The sequence below is a fragment of the Halarchaeum acidiphilum MH1-52-1 genome (assembly GCF_000474235.1).
Classification (GTDB): Archaea; Halobacteriota; Halobacteria; order Halobacteriales; family Halobacteriaceae; genus Halarchaeum; species Halarchaeum acidiphilum.
This window is the reverse complement of record NZ_BATA01000002.1, coordinates 44,316-60,043: the sequence shown is the minus strand read 5'-3', so window position 1 is coordinate 60,043 and position 15,728 is coordinate 44,316. Positions and strand designations below refer to the sequence as shown.

The 15,728-nt window shown below is 69.0% G+C and carries 14 protein-coding genes and 1 pseudogene; 6 read left to right on the top strand and 9 right to left on the bottom strand.

What is annotated here, in order from left to right:
- Positions 1-19: 19 nt before the first annotated feature.
- Complete coding sequence (locus AOZ13_RS00780) at positions 20-1,585, top strand: SLC13 family permease (protein WP_020220588.1); 1,566 nt, start codon at positions 20-22, stop codon at positions 1,583-1,585.
- Here the strand turns inward: AOZ13_RS00780 and AOZ13_RS00775 are convergent, their stop codons facing one another.
- The 4 genes from AOZ13_RS00775 to dhaK form a co-directional block, all read right to left on the bottom strand.
- Positions 1,586-1,861: a PadR family transcriptional regulator gene (locus AOZ13_RS00775; RefSeq protein WP_020220589.1), complete on the bottom strand. Its 276-nt coding sequence runs from the start codon at positions 1,859-1,861 to the stop codon at positions 1,586-1,588.
- Between the two features lie 362 nt (positions 1,862-2,223).
- Positions 2,224-2,604 (bottom strand): dihydroxyacetone kinase phosphoryl donor subunit DhaM, encoded by a 381-nt coding sequence (gene dhaM / locus AOZ13_RS00770; RefSeq protein ID WP_020220590.1) that lies wholly within the window; start codon positions 2,602-2,604, stop codon positions 2,224-2,226.
- Positions 2,605-3,333, bottom strand: coding sequence for a dihydroxyacetone kinase subunit DhaL (dhaL, locus tag AOZ13_RS00765; RefSeq protein WP_020220591.1), 729 nt, complete (start codon positions 3,331-3,333; stop codon positions 2,605-2,607). It abuts the gene before it with no gap.
- The gene (gene dhaK / locus AOZ13_RS00760; RefSeq protein ID WP_020220592.1) at positions 3,330-4,328 is read right to left on the bottom strand and encodes a dihydroxyacetone kinase subunit DhaK; all 999 of its coding nucleotides are present in this window, start codon (positions 4,326-4,328) and stop codon (positions 3,330-3,332) included. Before dhaK ends, dhaL begins: the two co-directional genes overlap by 4 nt.
- Positions 4,329-4,415: 87 nt before the next feature.
- On the opposite strand from dhaK, the gene AOZ13_RS00755 reads away from it, so the two are divergent.
- On the top strand, positions 4,416-5,135 hold the full coding sequence (locus AOZ13_RS00755) for a DUF7117 family protein (protein ID WP_021779545.1): 720 nt from the start codon (positions 4,416-4,418) through the stop codon (positions 5,133-5,135).
- 51 nt (positions 5,136-5,186) lie between these two features.
- Here the strand turns inward: AOZ13_RS00755 and AOZ13_RS00750 are convergent, their stop codons facing one another.
- From AOZ13_RS00750 to AOZ13_RS00740, 3 genes are all read right to left on the bottom strand, one after another.
- The gene (locus AOZ13_RS00750) at positions 5,187-6,140 is read right to left on the bottom strand and encodes an alpha/beta hydrolase (protein ID WP_049933640.1); all 954 of its coding nucleotides are present in this window, start codon (positions 6,138-6,140) and stop codon (positions 5,187-5,189) included.
- A 48-nt stretch (positions 6,141-6,188) separates the two neighbouring features.
- Positions 6,189-7,082 carry a bifunctional 5,10-methylene-tetrahydrofolate dehydrogenase/5,10-methylene-tetrahydrofolate cyclohydrolase gene (locus tag AOZ13_RS00745; protein ID WP_020222688.1) on the bottom strand — a complete coding sequence of 298 codons (894 nt, stop codon included), beginning with the start codon at positions 7,080-7,082 and terminating at the stop codon, positions 6,189-6,191.
- A 329-nt stretch (positions 7,083-7,411) separates the two neighbouring features.
- Entirely contained in the window at positions 7,412-8,644 is a 1,233-nt protein-coding gene (locus AOZ13_RS00740) for an RNA-guided endonuclease TnpB family protein (protein ID WP_021779542.1), read from the bottom strand.
- A 58-nt stretch (positions 8,645-8,702) separates the two neighbouring features.
- Between AOZ13_RS00740 and AOZ13_RS15165 the strand changes: the two genes are divergently transcribed.
- Together AOZ13_RS15165 and AOZ13_RS00735 are read left to right on the top strand one after the other, a co-directional pair.
- Positions 8,703-8,837, top strand: a complete 135-nt coding sequence (locus AOZ13_RS15165) for a hypothetical protein (protein ID WP_267879169.1) — start codon at positions 8,703-8,705, stop codon at positions 8,835-8,837.
- 70 nt (positions 8,838-8,907) lie between these two features.
- Complete coding sequence (locus tag AOZ13_RS00735; protein ID WP_020222045.1) at positions 8,908-10,812, top strand: hypothetical protein; 1,905 nt, start codon at positions 8,908-8,910, stop codon at positions 10,810-10,812.
- 449 nt (positions 10,813-11,261) lie between these two features.
- Here AOZ13_RS00735 and glyA read toward each other — a convergent pair.
- Both glyA and AOZ13_RS14310 read right to left on the bottom strand, forming a co-directional pair.
- Positions 11,262-12,508, bottom strand: a pseudogene (gene glyA / locus AOZ13_RS00730) (serine hydroxymethyltransferase).
- Positions 12,509-12,671: 163 nt separating this feature from the next.
- Positions 12,672-13,154: a hypothetical protein gene (locus AOZ13_RS14310; RefSeq protein ID WP_049933638.1), complete on the bottom strand. Its 483-nt coding sequence runs from the start codon at positions 13,152-13,154 to the stop codon at positions 12,672-12,674.
- Positions 13,155-13,187: 33 nt separating this feature from the next.
- Between AOZ13_RS14310 and AOZ13_RS00725 the strand changes: the two genes are divergently transcribed.
- Both AOZ13_RS00725 and tbsP read left to right on the top strand, forming a co-directional pair.
- Positions 13,188-14,705 carry a CHAT domain-containing protein gene (locus AOZ13_RS00725; RefSeq protein WP_049933636.1) on the top strand — a complete coding sequence of 506 codons (1,518 nt, stop codon included), beginning with the start codon at positions 13,188-13,190 and terminating at the stop codon, positions 14,703-14,705.
- A 132-nt stretch (positions 14,706-14,837) separates the two neighbouring features.
- A complete protein-coding gene (tbsP, locus tag AOZ13_RS00720; protein ID WP_020222747.1) occupies positions 14,838-15,656 on the top strand; it encodes a transcriptional regulator TbsP in 819 nt (272 codons plus the stop codon).
- Positions 15,657-15,728: the final 72 nt, after the last annotated feature.

Genomic DNA, 15,728 nt, shown 5'->3' with positions numbered 1-15,728 from the left:
GCAATGTGGCCGTGTATCAATGATACGTCCAGACGTCTCGACCGCACGCGGGCGACTCACCGTCTTCGGGATCGCGGTGGTCGCCACCGTGCTCGTCGCGCTCGCACCGACTCCCGCGGGTCTCTCGGTCGCGGGGAAGTACGCCATCGCGACGATGGTGTTCGCCGGGATCCTCTGGGTGACCGGCGCGCTCCCCCTCGCCGTCACCGCGCTCTCGATTCCCGCGTTGCTCACCGCCTTCGGCGTCTACGGCGACATCGATGAGGCGCTCGCGCCGTTCGCCGACCACCTCATCTTCCTGTTCATCGCCGGGTTCATGCTGGCGAACGCGCTCCAGAAGTACGACATCGACCGGCGCGTCGCGCTCTGGCTCATGGCGACGATGGGGTCCTCGCCCCGGAAGCTCGTCGCCGCGGTGATGATCGCCACCGCGTTCTTCTCGATGTGGGTGTCGAACACCGCGACGTCCGCGATGATGGCGCCCATCGCCGTCGGCGTCCTCACGCAGGTCATCGGCCGCGAGAAGCTCATGGAGCAGAGCGACGACGGAGAGTTCACGAACATCCAGATCTCGATGCTGCTCGGCACGGCGTACGCCGCGTCCGTCGGCGGCGTCGGGACCCTCATCGGAACGCCGCCGAACGCCATCGTCGCCGGCCAACTCCAGCAGCTCCTCAACTACGAGGTCTCCTTCTTCGACTGGCTGCTCATCGGCATCCCGATCGTCATCGTCACGCTGCCGATCGTCTGGTTCGTCCTCACGTACGTCCTCTTCCCGCCGGAGATCGACGACGTGAGCGGGGCGCAAGCGGAAGCGCGGCGGTACCTCCGCGAGGAGGGGGACCTCCCGCGCGAGGGCCGCATCGTCGCCGGCATCTTCGCCGGGACGGCCCTGCTCTGGGTCGTCGGCGGTCTCGGTGACTTCCTCCAGCCGTACATGTCGCCGGTCACGTACACGACGCTGTTCGGCGGCTCCGGGAAGACCCTCCTCGGCACGTCGAGCGGCCATCAGGGACTGCTCTACTACGTGATGGTCGGTCTCTACGCCGTGCCGGCGCTCGTCCTCTTCGACACGATGGAGTGGGAGGAGCTGGAGGACATCGACTGGGGGACGATCCTACTGTTCGGCGGCGGTCTCTCGCTCGCGAGCGGTTTCGCCGCGACTGGCGCGACGAAGTGGATCGCGAGCACGGTGTTCGACGCTCTCACGGGCGCGCCCATCGTCGCCATCGTCTTCGTCGTCACCCTCCTCGTCATCTTCCTCACGGAGATGACGTCGAACACGGCGACGGCGACGATCATCGTCCCCGTGCTCATCAGCCTCGGCGGCGTGCTCGCCGCGACGCTCGGGCTGGCGGACTACGCCGCCGCGATCTTCCTCGCCGTCTCCGGCGCCGTCGCCGCCTCCTTCGCGTTCGCGCTCCCGGTCGCGACGCCGCCGAACGCCATCGTCTTCGGGAGCGGCTACCTCAAGCAAAAGCACATGATGCGCGCCGGCGTCGTGTTGAACTTCGTGATGACGGCCGTACTGACCGTCCTCATCTACCTGCTGTTCCGGTTCGTCTGGCCGGTCGTCCTCTGGTAGCTAGAAGTCGACGTACTGGTTTTCCCACTCCCGTCGCGCTTCGAGTTCGCGTCGCCCGCGTCGCGTGAGGGTGTAGTAGTTCGTCCGCTGATCGAGTTGCCCCTTATCGACGAGACCCTTCTCGACGAGCGTGTCGAGGTTCGGATAGAGGCGGCCGTGGTGGACTTCGCTCTCGTAATACTCCTCAAGCTCCTCCTTGAGCGCCAGCCCATGCGGCTCCTCCCCCCCGGCGATGACGTACAAGAGGTCTCGCTGAAATCCTGTCAAGTCGTTCATACTGATCCTCTCTGACGTCAGTTAGTACGCCTATTGTATAACTCTGCTGTACTTAGACGGCGAGCGGGCACGTCCTATTGTACTGACCTGTCTCCGATACCCTTGCCGCTACCGGAAAGACGGCGCATGCGTCCGACGACGACATGCTTATTACTCCGGGAATATTGGGTACGGGTGACGCTTCGCTTTGGAGGGCCGAAGCGTCAGCGGGGACCAATTCAGGGCGGCAGCGGCCGACCGGGCTGTTCCCGGCCGGCCGCTTCCATTTCCGTTGTGTTCACCCGTGAGCGACGCACCGCGTCGCTTCGCTTTTCCAGTACTGGCTCACCGGAGAGCGACTGCACCGCCCGCGACCACAGCGCCTAGAGTTTCGACATGCCGCGGGCTTCCTCGGCGGCGTCCAGCGTCGAATCGAGCGTCGCCTTCGATCCGGCGGCGTGGACGGCCGCGTTCACCGCTCCCTCGAGCACGGGCGCGTCCGCGAGCATCGCCTCCGCGTCCGCCATCTCGACGGCTAACTCGGCGTTCATCGTCGCGCTCCCGAGATCGACGAGGACGACGACGCCCTCACCGTCGTCCGCCTCGGCGAGACCCTCGGCGATGGCGTCCGCGTCCGTCCCGATTCCGCCGTCCGGGTCGCCACCGGCCGCGACGAGCGACACGTCGGACGCCATCTCCGCGGCGATCTCGACGATCCCCGCCGCGGCCTTCGCGCTGTGCGAGACGACGAGCAAGCCGACCATCTACTCGTCCTCCTCGCCCGCCGCGCGTTCCGCGTCGGCGCCGTGCTCGACCGCGTCGTCGGCGCGCGCGTCCCTCACCGACGCCGCGCCGGCCCGGTCTTCGGCGGTCGCGAGCAGTTCCTCGAGGACGAACAGCGTGCTCGTCGCGCCCGGATCGCGGTGGCCGACCGCCCGGAGACCGAGGTAGGACGCGCGCCCCTTCGACGCGCGGAGCGGCACCGTGTACTCGACGCCGCGACGCGCGGCGTCCACGGCCTTCGCGAGCGCGTCGACCGGCGGGAGATCGTCCTCCTCGATGGCGCGCTGGAAGGTGTGGACCGCGGGCACCACCGCGTCCACCATCGTCTTGTCGCCGGGGCGGGCGTCCCCGCGCTCCATGAGTTTCTCCCGGTACGCCCGAGCGAAGGCGAGCGCGCTCTCCGCGTCCAGACCGCCCTCTAACTCCCGCGAGGCCGCCATCACCGAGCCGCCGTAGAGCGGGCCGGCCGCGCCGCCGACCTCGGAGATGAGCGTCGTCCCGACGGTCTTGACGGCCTCGTCGAGCGCCATCCCGGCCAGCTCGTCGCGTTTGTCCGTGACCGCGCCGACGCCGCGCGCGAGATTGTTGCCGTGGTCGGCGTCGCCGATCCGCGAATCGAGTTCGGTGAGGTACGCCCGCTCCTCGTGGATCCGCTCGTCGATCCGCGCCAGCGCGTCGAGCAGGGCCTCGGTGTCCCCGTGCCCGCTCATTCTCGCACCGTGAGCGCGGGCGTCTCGGCGGGCGCCGCGAGCAGTTCCTTCAGTTCGTCGTCGACGCGGCAGACCGTCACCGAACACCCCTCCATGTCGAGGCTGGTCATGTAGTCGCCGACCCACGCGTCGTGGACGTCGACGCCCTCCTCGCCGAGGCGTTCGGCGACGCGGCGCTGGACGATGTAGAGTTCGGAGAGCGGCGTCCCGCCCATCCCGTTCACGATCGTGACGACCTCCTCGCCCGATTCGATCCCGAGGTCGTCGAGAACCTCGTCGAGGAGCGTGTCGGCGACCTCGTCCGCGCTCATCGCGTCGGTGCGCTCGACGCCCGGCTCGCCGTGAATGCCGATGCCGAGTTCGATCTCGTCCTCGCCGAGTTCGAACGTCGGCTCGCCCTTCTCGGGGGTGACGCAGGAGGTGAGCGCGACGCCCATCGTCCCGACGTTCTCGACGGCTTTCTCGGCGACGCGCGTCACCTCGTCGAGATCGGCGCCCGTCGCGGCCTTCGCGCCCGCGCACTTGTGGACGAGGACCGTCCCGCAGACGCCGCGCCGCCCGCTCGTGTAGAGGGAGTCCTCGACGGCGACATCGTCGTCCACGACGACCTGCGCGACGTCGACGCCCTCCATCCCGGCCATCTCGGCGCCGGTGTCGAAGTTCATCACATCGCCCTCGTAGTTCTTCACGACGCAGAGGACGCCCGCGCCGGCGTCGGCGCTCTCGATCATCGCGGCGAGCTGATCGGCGGTCGGGGAGGTGAACACGGCGCCCGCCGCCGCGCCCGCGAGCATCCCCTCGCCGACGTAGCCGGCGTGCGACGGTTCGTGACCGCTTCCGCCGCCGCTGACGACGGCGACCTGCCCGTCCGCGGGACCGTCGGCGCGCACGACGACCTCCGTCCCGTCGAGACGCCGGAGTTCGGGGCGGGCCGCGACCATCCCGTCGAGCATCTCGTCGACGTACGCGGTCGGATCGTTGATGAGTTTCTCCATGATCGATCGTGTGTAGGTCGCGGTCGGGCAAAAGCATTCGCGGCGAAACGGGACACGCTTTTCGGCGCGCCGACCTAGGTGCCGAGTATGGAAGTCCGCGGCGAGCGCGAGTGTACGGCCTGCGGGACGCGGTGGTCGTACTACGAGACCGGGAGCGTCCAGTGCCCCGAGTGCGGCAGCGTCCGGAGCGTCGCGACCGAGGACGAACGCCGCGAGCACACTGACGGGGCGCCGACGATCGACCTCGACGACGCCGTCCTCGCGGCGGGACGCGACGACTACCGGGCGGCCGCGCGCGAGGCCCGCGACGCGGTCCGCGACTACACCCACGAACGCGGCTTCGTCCGCGGCGGCGAACTCCTCGATCTCGACGACGCCGTCCTCGCGGCGTGGGAACTGCGCTACGTCGCCGCGGCGTTCGCCCGCTCGTTCGACCACACCGAGGACGAGGCGTACTACTTCGTCTCGCTCCTGCGCGGCGCGCCCGCCGGCGATCGACCGCCGGCGAGCGACGTCCCGGACTCGATGCGTGCCGCGCGCGGGAACGGCTACGCGGACGCCGTCGCCGACTACCGCGCCGACGTTCGTCGCTTCCTCGACGGCGGTCCCGAGCGCACGGACGCGCTCGATCTCCTCGCGTCGCTCGACGATCACGTTCGCCGGACTCACGCCCTCGACGGCGACGTCCCGCCCGCGACCGCGGAGCGCCTCGTCACGGCCGCCCGCGCCATCGGCCGGTACGCGCGCGACGGCGACGAGGACGACGCCGAGGCGGCGCGCGACGCCATCGACACGCTCGCACGCTGACCCCGTTCGACTCGGCGTGCGTCCGACCCCAGACCGTCACCCGCGGTCCGGCTAGCGCAGGCTCGCGTCGAGATCGGCCGCGACGTCATCGATGACCTCGCGGCCGCCCGCGACGTCCAGCGGCGGCGCGACCATGTTGATGACGCCGTGAATAAGATCGTCGTAGTGGCGATGCGTCACGGGCGTACCGGCCGCGTCGAGCGCGTCGGCGTACGCGACCCCCTCGTCGCGAAGCGGGTCGAACCCGCAGGTGACGACGGTCGCCGGCGGGAGGTCGGCGTGGCTCGACGCCGCGAGCGGCGAGCAGTACGGGTCCGACGGGTGGACCCACGAGTCGAGATAGTGGTCCCGGAAGTAGGTCATATCGGCCGCGCTGAGAAAGTAGCCCTCGCCGTTCTCATCGTAGGACGCGTACGCCTCGCCCTCGCGGAAGTCCGTCACCGGATAGACGAGAGTCTGCTGTGCGATGTCGGGTCCGTCGCGTTCCCGCGCGGCGAGCGCGACGACGGCCGCGAGGTTCCCCCCCGCGGAGTCGCCGGCGACCGCGAGCCGATCGGTGTCGAGGTCGGCGCCGAGATCGTCGCCGTGCGCCGCGACCCACTCCGTGGCGGCGTAGGCGTCCTCCACCGCCGCGGGGAACGGGTGTTCGGGCGCGAGTCGGTAGTCCACGCTCACGACGGCGACGTCCGCGGCGTTCGTCAGGAGCCGACAGGACGCGTCGTGGGTGCCGGGATCGCCGACGACGAAGCCGCCGCCGTGGAAGAAGACGACGACCGGGTGCGGGCCGTCGCTCGCGGGCTCGTAGATCCGGATCGGGATGCCGCGCGCCGGCCCGAGGACCACCTGCTCGGTGACGGCGCCGACCGCCGCGACCGGCTCGTCGCCGCGGAGCGCCCTCGTGGCCTCGCGGGCGCGCTCGGGCGTGAGTTCGTGTGTCTCCGGTCGATCCAGTTCGGCCAGATAGTCGAGCACCGCCTGCACGTCGTCGCTCGGTTCGTCCGCCATATCGTCGCTCTCGCGGGCCGCGAGCAAAAAAGTGAGGCGCGTCGCGGACTACGGGAGTTCGACGTTCACGTCCGCGAGGTCGCTCGCGGCCTTCACGGTGTTGTAGAGGAGCATCGCGCGCGTCATCGGGCCGACGCCGCCGGGGGAGGGCGTGATGACGTCCGCGACCTCCTTCGCGCTCTCGAAGTCCACGTCGCCGGTGAGGCGATACCCCTTCTCCGTGTCCGCGTCGACGCGGTTCGTCCCGACGTCGACGACGGTCGCGCCCTCCTTGAGCATCGAGCCGTCGATGAACTCGGGGACGCCCGCGGCGGCGACGACGACGTCCGCGCGCGAGGTGTGTGCTTCGAGGTCCTCGGTGTGGGAGTGACAGACCGTGACCGTCGCGTTCCCGCCCTCGCCGCGCTGGACGAAGAGGTTCGCGAGCGGCTTGCCGACGATGTCCGAGCGCCCGACGACCACGACGTCCTGCCCGTCCGTCTCGACGTCCGCCGACGCGAGGAGCTTCTGGACGCCGTGGGGCGTGCAGGGCTTGAAGCGCGCGTTCCCCGCGACGAGGCGCCCGACGTTCTCCGGATGGAAGCCATCGACGTCCTTCGCGGGATCGATGCGGCGCAGCACCTCCCGGTCGTCCACGTGATCCGGAACCGGCAGCTGGACGAGGATGCCGTGGACGTCGGGATCGGCGTTCAGGTCGTCGATGGTCTCATAGAGTTCCTCGGCGGGCGCGTCGGGGTCGATCTCGACGTGGATGCCCTCGATCCCGACCTCCTCGCAGTCCCGCTGCTTCATCGAGACGTAGGTCGCGGAGGCGTCGTCGTCGCTCATCAACACCGTGGCGAGTCCCGGCTCGACCCCCTCCGATTTCAGCGTCCCGATGGCGTCACTCAGACCGTCACGGACGTCCTCGGCGACCGCGTTCCCGTCTACGACGTGCGTCATACTCCTACGTCCGCCTTCGGCCTCCTTTAACATCTCGGATACGTGCGCAAAAGCGCGCCCGTACTCGACTAAATATGCACGGTCGTGCTATCCCACGACGCGGAGAACCGGGACGCCGCGCGCCCGTGCATCACCGACGCGGGATGGTACCGACGGCGACGCCGGAACGGCCACAACGAATATAGATCGCTGAATCGCTCGGCCAGTAGCTATATCCGATCTGTGAGGACTTATGCGTCGGACGCTCGACTCGTCATCCCGCAGTGACATCCTCGCCCGCCCTAAAGGACGGGGCTTCCTACAAGGGAAGCCTCGCGTCGAGGGAGGTTTCAGGACTGAAACGCCGCAAGCGTCGTCTGTCGGGGTTGCCGACTCGGCGTGCGGTGTCCTGCGGTGCTGTCACAAGCACTCCCGTCCCGTGGCGAGTCACTGGTGTGCGGTTTCAGCGCGCACCTCTCTCCCCACGGGTTGAGGCGGCCAGCGATGTTGGCCGCCGCGTTGATGTCCGCTTGGTACTCCGAAACCCAACACTCAGCGTTCGTGCATCGAAACGCCGCCTGCGACGACCGCGACCCGAGGTGGCCGCAGGCATGGCACGTTTGCGACGTGTACGCCGGGTTCACGAACCGCACCGGGATTCCCGCGTCACGGGCTTTGTCCTCGATACGTCCGGTGAGACGCGCGAACGCCCAGTTGTGGAGTCGCCGGTTCATCCACTTCCCGTAGTCGAGATGTTCGCGGATATACGACAGGTCTTCGAGAACGATAACCGGATTCTCGAAGGAACGGGCGTACTCGACGGCTTCGCGGGACGCCTTCTCCACGATGTCCGTGAGAGCATTTTGGTAGTGGTCGAATCGCTCGTCCACGCGCCATTCGGCATCTCGCGCTTGGAGACGGCGGAGGGTCGTGAACATCTCTTTGCGGAGGTGGCGGACGCGTCCGCCGTCGTAGATGCACGGTTGGGTCGGAGTATCGTCCCGACAGGCACAGCCCGTCAGGAGTTTGGATTCGCCGATGTCGAAGCCGACCGGCGTCGGGTCGTCCGGCTCCTCTGGTTCCGCGACCGTGTACTCGACGGTGACGTGAAGCACCCAGTTGGTGCGGTTCTCGGTCAGCCGGAACTCGCCGACCGTCGCGTCGCCGTCGAGCAGGTCGCCCCACAACTCCCGTTGCGCGGGGTTGATGCGGAGCGGAATCCAGAAGGCGTTGCCACGCCCGGCCTGCGGGACGCGCCAACAGAACTCGTGTGTTCGGTCCTCGGAGTGGTCGAGACGCCACCCCCGGTTTGTGAACCGAACGGGGTGGTCGTCTTCGAATTCCGAAGCGTTGTACGTGTCCCGAAGTTGCGGGACGTAGTTCTTGAGCGCGTCTTTGGCGTAGGACGTGAGCGTGTAGCCGGTGACGACATCGTTGACCGCCGACTGCGTGTCCGCGCCGGAGTCGAAGGACTCCGAGAGGGCACGGCGGTACGTCGCCACGGTACGCTGAAGCCGACGCTCTTTGTGCGCCGTCGGGGGCGCAAGCGTCGCCTGCAACGTTTTCGTGGCGGTGGCGGTCACACCAGTACCAACGAACCCATGCAAGTTAAGACTATCGAAAAACTAAGTTCCGGTGGAGATGCCGAACTTGAACATCGAAGTGAGCGACGAAGAGCACGAACGACTGAGCGAAGTGAAAGAGGCACACGGCCTGACGTGGCGCGGACTCGTCATACAGGGCGCGAAGGCGTTGGACACCGAGGGGCCGCTGTAAGGCGAGAGGTGGCCTTCACGAACGCGATTCCTCCCCGTCGTAAACGGCGGGGTTTCCTCGTTACAGCAAGATGAGACGCCGACACATTGCCGTCCTCGTCGCGTTCCTCGTCGTCGCCGGCACGGTAGTTCCGGCGAGCGCGGGCGCGGCGGCGGTCGGCACGAGCGACTCCGCGGCCCCCGCGGTGAGTGGGTCGGCAGTCGCCCTCGAGACGACCGGGACGAACAGTACACAACTACACCGTACCGCCGCCGGCAGCGCGACATACGCGCTCAACGACACGAAGGAGGAGAACGCGCTCCACTTCTCGACGGACCCCACCTCGAACGGTCCGATCCGTCCGAACGAGAGCGTGACGGTTCAGGTCAAGAACGGGGCCACGAGCGGGACGCTCAACGTCACGCTCCACTACGGGAACAACACCCAGCGGTTCAACGCGAGCGAGAACCACATGACGTTCCCCGCGGTCGGGAACTACACGCTGACCGCGACGAAGAACGACACCGCGCAGACGAACTACACGGCCGCGGGGCCGCTTAACGTCACGGTGTCGAAGCGCGTCGATCAGCTCAAGTTCACCTCGAAGCCGGCAAGCCCGATCCAGCCGGGGACGAACGCGACCGTCACGGTGAAGAACGGTCACACCAGCAATCCGGTCAACGTCACGCTCCACTACGGCAACGAGACGACGGCGCTGAACGGCACCGGTGACGTCGTCTTCGAGGAAGGTGGCAACTACACGCTGACCGCGACGAAGAACGCGACGGAGCAGGTCCGCTACGCGAACGCCACGCACAACCTCACGGTGGCGTCGTCGACGATGGGCTTGAATCTCTATCGCTCGGACTCCTCCGGGCCGGTCGCGCCCGGCGAGAACTTCACCGTCGGCGCGAAGTACGACAACAGTACCGTCGCGTCGAACGTCACGCTCGTCGCCGGGCCGAACCGGACGCTCACGACGGGAGAGAACGGTCAGGCGACGCTGAACTACACGGCCAGACGGAACCACACGATCCGGACGGCGGTGAACGACACGCGGGCGGCCGACTACGTGAACGACACGCTGAACGTCACGCTATCGCCAGTCGTCGTCCAGCCGAAGCTCTCCGTCGTCACCTCCCAGCCGCGACCGAACAACACGACCGTGTTCAAGGTCATCGAGGGCGGTACGGGTGACCCGATCGCGAACGCGAGCCTCTACGCGAACGGCACGCGGATCGCGCGGACGAACGCGAGCGGCCTCGCGAACCACACGTTCACCGAGATCGGCGAGTACCCGGTTACGGTAACGAAGAACGCTTCCGACGCCCAGTACCGGAACGACACGCGGAACGTCACGGTGCACTACCAGGGTATCCAGCTCGTCCTCCAGCGCACGTCGACGAGCGAGCTTCAGGCCGGTGACGTCGCCGCCTTCCGCGTCACGAAGGCCATCGCCGGCGACCCCGTCGAGGGCGCGAGGGTCTTCGGGCCGAACGACACGGACACGACTGATGCGAACGGCATCGCGTACATCCGGTTCAACGAGACCGGTCGGCATACGCTGACGAGCAAGAAGTCCGGCGATGGCACGAACACGTGGCGCGTCTCCAGCACGCGCGTCGACGTGACGCGCTGCGTCGTCGGCCTCAATGCCACAGTCAACGACAGCCACGTCGCGGTCGGCGAGAACGTCACGGTGAACGTCACGCGGCGGGTTGGGGGGACGAACGTCTCCGACGTGACGCTCTTCGTCGGCAACCGGACGCTCCAAACGGGGGCGAACGGGACCGCGACGCTGAACTTCAGCGAGCCGGGCGAGTACACGCTCGTCGCGAACCGCACGGACCCCGTCGGTCGGAACTTCGTCAACGACACCGTCGCCATCGACGTCCACAACGCGACGGCCGAGTCGGCACTCGACCTCACCGTTGACGACGCCGACCACGGCGTCACGACGGTGAACGGGGACGACGGGGAACCTCACGCTCCCTGAGGTCCCTGACGGCCTCAGCGGCTGCAACGTCGCCCTCCACCTCGAGGGCGACGCGGACGCCACGCCGTCGCCGCCGACGGCAGTCGCGCGTGGATGTAGGACGTCAACGTCGAGAAGCGCTACCGGCCCGGCGCGAGCGACATCCACCTCGCGACGGTGACGATCCAGTGCGACACGGACGGACGACGTCAGCGTCGTCACGGAACCGTCCGCCGTCGACGGCGTGCAGGGCGACAGCGGGAGCCAGATGGACCCCGCGAGCGCCGCGCTCGACGGGGGGCGACAAAAAGCGTGAGACGGACGGAGAAGCCGCGCGCGTGGACCGTGCGCGCACCCGCGACTCCTCGCGTCTCGTCTTCTCGCGGCCTCTTACGGAACCGCGCTACTCGCAGGTCTCACGCGTTCCCCGTTCGTTTCTCCGTCGAACTTCGCTCGCGCTCAGAACCGCGCTATTCGTACAGCGGGTGGTCGTCACAGAGTTCCCGCACGTCCGCGGCGACTTCCGCGTAGACCTCCTCGTCGCCGAGGTTGTCGATGACGCGGGCGATGAGGTCGCCGACCTCGCGCATCTCGGCCTCCTCGAAGCCGCGAGTGGTGAGGGCGGGCGTGCCGGCGCGAATACCCGACGGATTGAACGGCGAGCGCGTCTCGCCCGGCACCGTGTTGCCGTTCAGGACGATGCCGACCTCCTCTAAGGCCTCCTCGGCGTCGCTCCCCGTGACGTCCGGGTGGGAGTCGCGGAGGTCGCGAGGACGAGGTGCGTGTCCGTCCCGCCGGAAACGAGCGAGAAGCCGTGCTCCTGCAGCGTCTCGCCGAGCACGTCGGCGTTCGTGACGACCTGCGCGGCGTACTCCTTGAACTCGGGTTCGAGGGCCTCGCCGAAGCCGACGGCCTTACCGGCGATGTTGTGCATGAGCGGCCCACCCTGCGCGCCGGGGAAGACGGCGGTATCGACGGCGTCGGCGTACTCCTCGTCGCACATGATGATGCCGCCGCGGCCCGCGCGGATGGTCTTGTGCGTCGAACCGGTGACGAAGTCCGCGATCCCGACCGGCGAGGGGTGTTCGCCCGCCGCGACCAGCCCCGTGATGTGCGCGATGTCCGCCATGTGGTACGCGCCCACCGCGTCCGCGGCCTCCTGAATCGCCTCCCAGTCCACCTGTCGGGGATAGGCGGAGAAGCCCGAGACGATGATGTCTGGCTGGGTCTTCTCGGCCTTGCGCGCGAGCGCCTCGTAGTCGAGGCGGCCCGTCTCCGGGTCGATCTCGTAGTGGGTGACGTCGTAGAGCTTGCCCGCGAAGTTGACGTCGTGGCCGTGCGAGAGGTGCCCGCCGTGCGTCAGGTCGAGCGAGAGGATCTTGTCGCCGGGTTCGAGGACGGAGAAGTAGACGCCCATGTTCGCCGAGGAACCCGAGTGGGGCTGGACGTTGACGTGCTCGGCACCCCAGAGTTCCGTCGCGCGCTCGATCGCGAGCGTCTCGACCTCGTCGGCGTACTCGCACCCGCCGTAGTAGCGCTCGCCGGGGTACCCCTCCGCGTACTTGTTCGTGAGTTCGCTCCCCTGCGCTTCGAGGACCGCCTCGCTGACGTGGTTCTCGCTCGCGATCATCGCCAGCGTGTCGTTCTGTCGCTCGCGCTCGCCCGTCAGCGCCTCCGCCACCTCGTCGTCGACCGCCCGGACCCGGTCGTAGCTCATGCTAGGAGTGGCCCGCGCGGCGGGCTTAAACTACCCGACTTCGACCAAAATCGACGGTACCAGCGACGGTCGGCGCCCGCCCGCGCACCGGTCCGGGCGACCCGCTCGCGACGTGTCACGCGACGTGACGCTCGCGTCAGATTCATCCGGCCCCTCCCGCTACTCATCGGGACGTGCTAGCGTACGAGCCGACTGGAGACGGACTCCGGGTCGTCGACGGGGCGAGTCGAGAACTCGTCGTCCGCGCGCCCGACTGGCGACCGGGCGGCGAGCCGCGAGCCATCCCGCATCCCGTGGACGCGACGGCGGCCGGCACCGCGAGCGGGCTCGCCCTCCCCGCAACGCCCGTCTCCCTCGTCGAGACCGCGACCGGCGAGCGCGTCGCCCTCGGATCGGGGAGTCCGCGCTCGACGACGGCTCGTACCTCCTCGCCACCGACGCCGCCGTCGCTACGTTCCTCCGATTCGACGGTCCGGCCACCGTCGCGCATCGCGGGCGCGATCCCGGCGTCGCGCTCTCCTTCCCGGACGAGCGCGATCTCACGCTCGGGTTCCGATCGCGCGTTCGGGACGCCGACGAGACGATCACCGTCCCGCCCACGCCAGCGGGCATCGGCGCCGCGCTCAGCACCTTCGGGGGCGCGCACGCGACGACGACCGCGGCGCGCTCCGCGCCGTCGATGCGCCACCACCCGCCCGCGCTCGCGTTCGACCCGGCGAGCGACGCCACGGACAGCACCGCAAGCGCCCCCGAGACCGGCGTCGAACTCGTCCTCCCGCCCGAGTTCGAGACGCTGTTCGTCGCCGCACCGTTGGCCTACTACCTCTCGGCGTCCGTCCGCACCGTCGAGGACGCGACGCCGACCCTCCGCGCGTCCGCCGTCGGCGTCCGCCGCGAGCTCGCGGATCCCGCGCGGGACGCGCCGGCGCTCCTCGAACGGACGTTCTGGCTCGACTGCCTCGTTCGCCTCGCCGCCGCCGGTCGCCCGACGGCGGAGACGGACCTGCTCGATCGACTCGAGATCGACGCGGACGCGACCGTCGAGCGCCCGATCGCCGAGCGCCTCCGGACGTATCTCGACGTCCCGTACGCCGACGTGCGCGGCGACCTGCCGGAGTGGCCGCTCGCGATGTACGTCGAGCCGACCGTCGAGAACGCCCGCGCGCTCCCCGCGGTCCTCCATCGCCTCGGGCACGTCTACCCGCCGGAGAGCACGGCGCTCGATGGTCGCGAGCTGCTGCGGCGCTCGCTCGACGCCTTCTATCGCGAGGAACCGGCGACATCGACAGCGGCCGTCGACGTCGTGAAGCCCCGCCTCCGTCGCGGGCGCGTCCACGGCTGGCTGGCCGACGGGACACCCATCGACGCGTTCAAGACGCGATCGCGGGCGTACGGGAGCGACCGCGCGACGGCCACGGACGGCGATCCGCTCTCCGTCGCCGTGATCCTGAACGACGCCGCGATGGCGAGCGAGCACGCCCGCGTCGCCGAGATCTACCGCGAGCGCGCCGCCGACGTCCCGATGGACGTGACGCTCCGCGAGGACCTGACGCGCGCGCAGCTCGCGGCCGTCTTCGCCCGCGAGCACGACTTCGTCCACTACATCGGCCACTGCGAGTCCGACGGGCTGCGCTGCGCGGACGGCGCGCTCGCCGCCGCGGACGTCGAGACGTCGAACGCCCGGACCTTCTTCCTGAACGCGTGTGGCTCCTACCACGAGGGTCTCGAACTCGTCGAGCGCGGGAGCGTCGCGGGCGCGGTGACGTTCCGGAAGGTGCTCGACGAGCAGGCGGCACGCGTCGGGACGGCGTTCGCTCGCCTGCTCGTCGCGGGATTCGAGATCGAGCGCGCGCTCCGTCTCGCTCGCCGGCGCATCGCCATGGGCAAGGAGTACGCCGTCGTCGGCGACGGCACGCACGTCGTCGCCGGATCGAGCGATGCGTCGCCCGCGACGCTCGCCGTCGAGCCGGTCGGCGACGATCGCGTCCAGGTGACGTACGACGCCCACTCCGTGTGGTGGCACGGCACCGCGTATCGGCTCCCGGCGTCGGCGGACGCGGAACGACACCTCCGAGGGAACGAGACGACGCTGACGCTCTCGCGGGCGGACGCGCGCTCGCTCCTCGACGCGGCCGACGCGCCGACGATCTACGACGGCGAACTCCGGTGGTCCGACGACGTCCGTGACGCCCTGTGAGCCGACGCTGGCCGCGCCCCATCGCCGTCCGTGAATCAGCGGTCCTCGGCCGCGAACGGGCCACGAACCCCATTCATTCAGCTGTATCGGGATAAAATCATATATGCCGTTGCGTCGTAGTCGGACACAGGCATGACACCGAACCCACTCGGGACGACCGTCGAGGGGATCGTGGGGGCCCTCTTCGACGCCGAGCCCGATCAGCTCTTGATGGTCAATCCGTCCGCGGCGACCATCGAGCGCTTCGTCGACGCCGCGATGGCCGCCGACCGGCCGCTCCCGGAGACGCTGCTGTTGGCCGACGACCGCCTGTTGAAGGACGTGATGGACGACTTCCTCGTGGCGAGTCGCACCGCCGACCTCGTCGAGGGCGACGCGCTCGCACTGCGCACGAGCGACGACCTCTCGCGCTCCTCGCTGCTCGTCACCGACGACCGCGTCGTCGCGCTCGTCGAGGCCGACGATCGGACCGCCGGACTCGCCACCGACGACGAGGAGTTCGTCTCGGCCGCCCGCGCCGCCCGCGAGACCGAGTGGGACGACGCCGACGAGTTCGTCCTCCGCACGCCCGCCATCTCCCGCGTCCGCGACACGCTCGCCACCGAGATCGACTCCGACATCGAGGGGGACTTCACGGGCGTGCTGAACGCGATGGAGACCGCGCGCGGCGACGGCCACGGTCTCGACGAGGTGACGGTAAGCCTCCTCGTCGCCGCGAAGAACCGCGTCCTCCTCTACGACATCTCGAAGTGGGGCGAGGACGTCGGGGTCGCCTCCAAGGCGACGTTCAGCCGGACGAAGACGAACCTCGAGGACGCCGGTCTCATCGACACCGAGAAGGTCCCCATCGAGGTCGGCCGCCCGCGCCTGCGCCTCAAGCTCGCCGACGAGCGCCTCCGGGACGCCACGCCGACCGAACTCGCCGACGTCGCGCAGACCCTCCTCGCCTGATGCCCTCCGCGCGCCCGCCGTCCGGGCCACGGTCCCGCCCGCACCGCGTCTCTCTCCGATCGCACACGTCGT

Bases quoted from the DNA above. Each gene is read 5' to 3' on its own strand.
- AOZ13_RS00780 (WP_020220588.1), top strand. From the start codon at position 20: ATGATACGTCCAGACGTCTCGACCGCACGCGGGCGACTCACCGTCTTC.
- AOZ13_RS00775 (WP_020220589.1), bottom strand. From the start codon at position 1,861: ATGAACGACTTGACAGGATTTCAGCGAGACCTCTTGTACGTCATCGCC.
- dhaM (WP_020220590.1), bottom strand. From the start codon at position 2,604: ATGGTCGGCTTGCTCGTCGTCTCGCACAGCGCGAAGGCCGCGGCGGGG.
- dhaL (WP_020220591.1), bottom strand. From the start codon at position 3,333: ATGAGCGGGCACGGGGACACCGAGGCCCTGCTCGACGCGCTGGCGCGG.
- dhaK (WP_020220592.1), bottom strand. From the start codon at position 4,328: ATGGAGAAACTCATCAACGATCCGACCGCGTACGTCGACGAGATGCTC.
- AOZ13_RS00755 (WP_021779545.1), top strand. From the start codon at position 4,416: ATGGAAGTCCGCGGCGAGCGCGAGTGTACGGCCTGCGGGACGCGGTGG.
- AOZ13_RS00750 (WP_049933640.1), bottom strand. From the start codon at position 6,140: ATGGCGGACGAACCGAGCGACGACGTGCAGGCGGTGCTCGACTATCTG.
- AOZ13_RS00745 (WP_020222688.1), bottom strand. From the start codon at position 7,082: ATGACGCACGTCGTAGACGGGAACGCGGTCGCCGAGGACGTCCGTGAC.
- AOZ13_RS15165 (WP_267879169.1), top strand. From the start codon at position 8,703: ATGCCGAACTTGAACATCGAAGTGAGCGACGAAGAGCACGAACGACTG.
- AOZ13_RS00735 (WP_020222045.1), top strand. From the start codon at position 8,908: ATGAGACGCCGACACATTGCCGTCCTCGTCGCGTTCCTCGTCGTCGCC.
- AOZ13_RS00725 (WP_049933636.1), top strand. From the start codon at position 13,188: ATGCGCCACCACCCGCCCGCGCTCGCGTTCGACCCGGCGAGCGACGCC.
- tbsP (WP_020222747.1), top strand. From the start codon at position 14,838: ATGACACCGAACCCACTCGGGACGACCGTCGAGGGGATCGTGGGGGCC.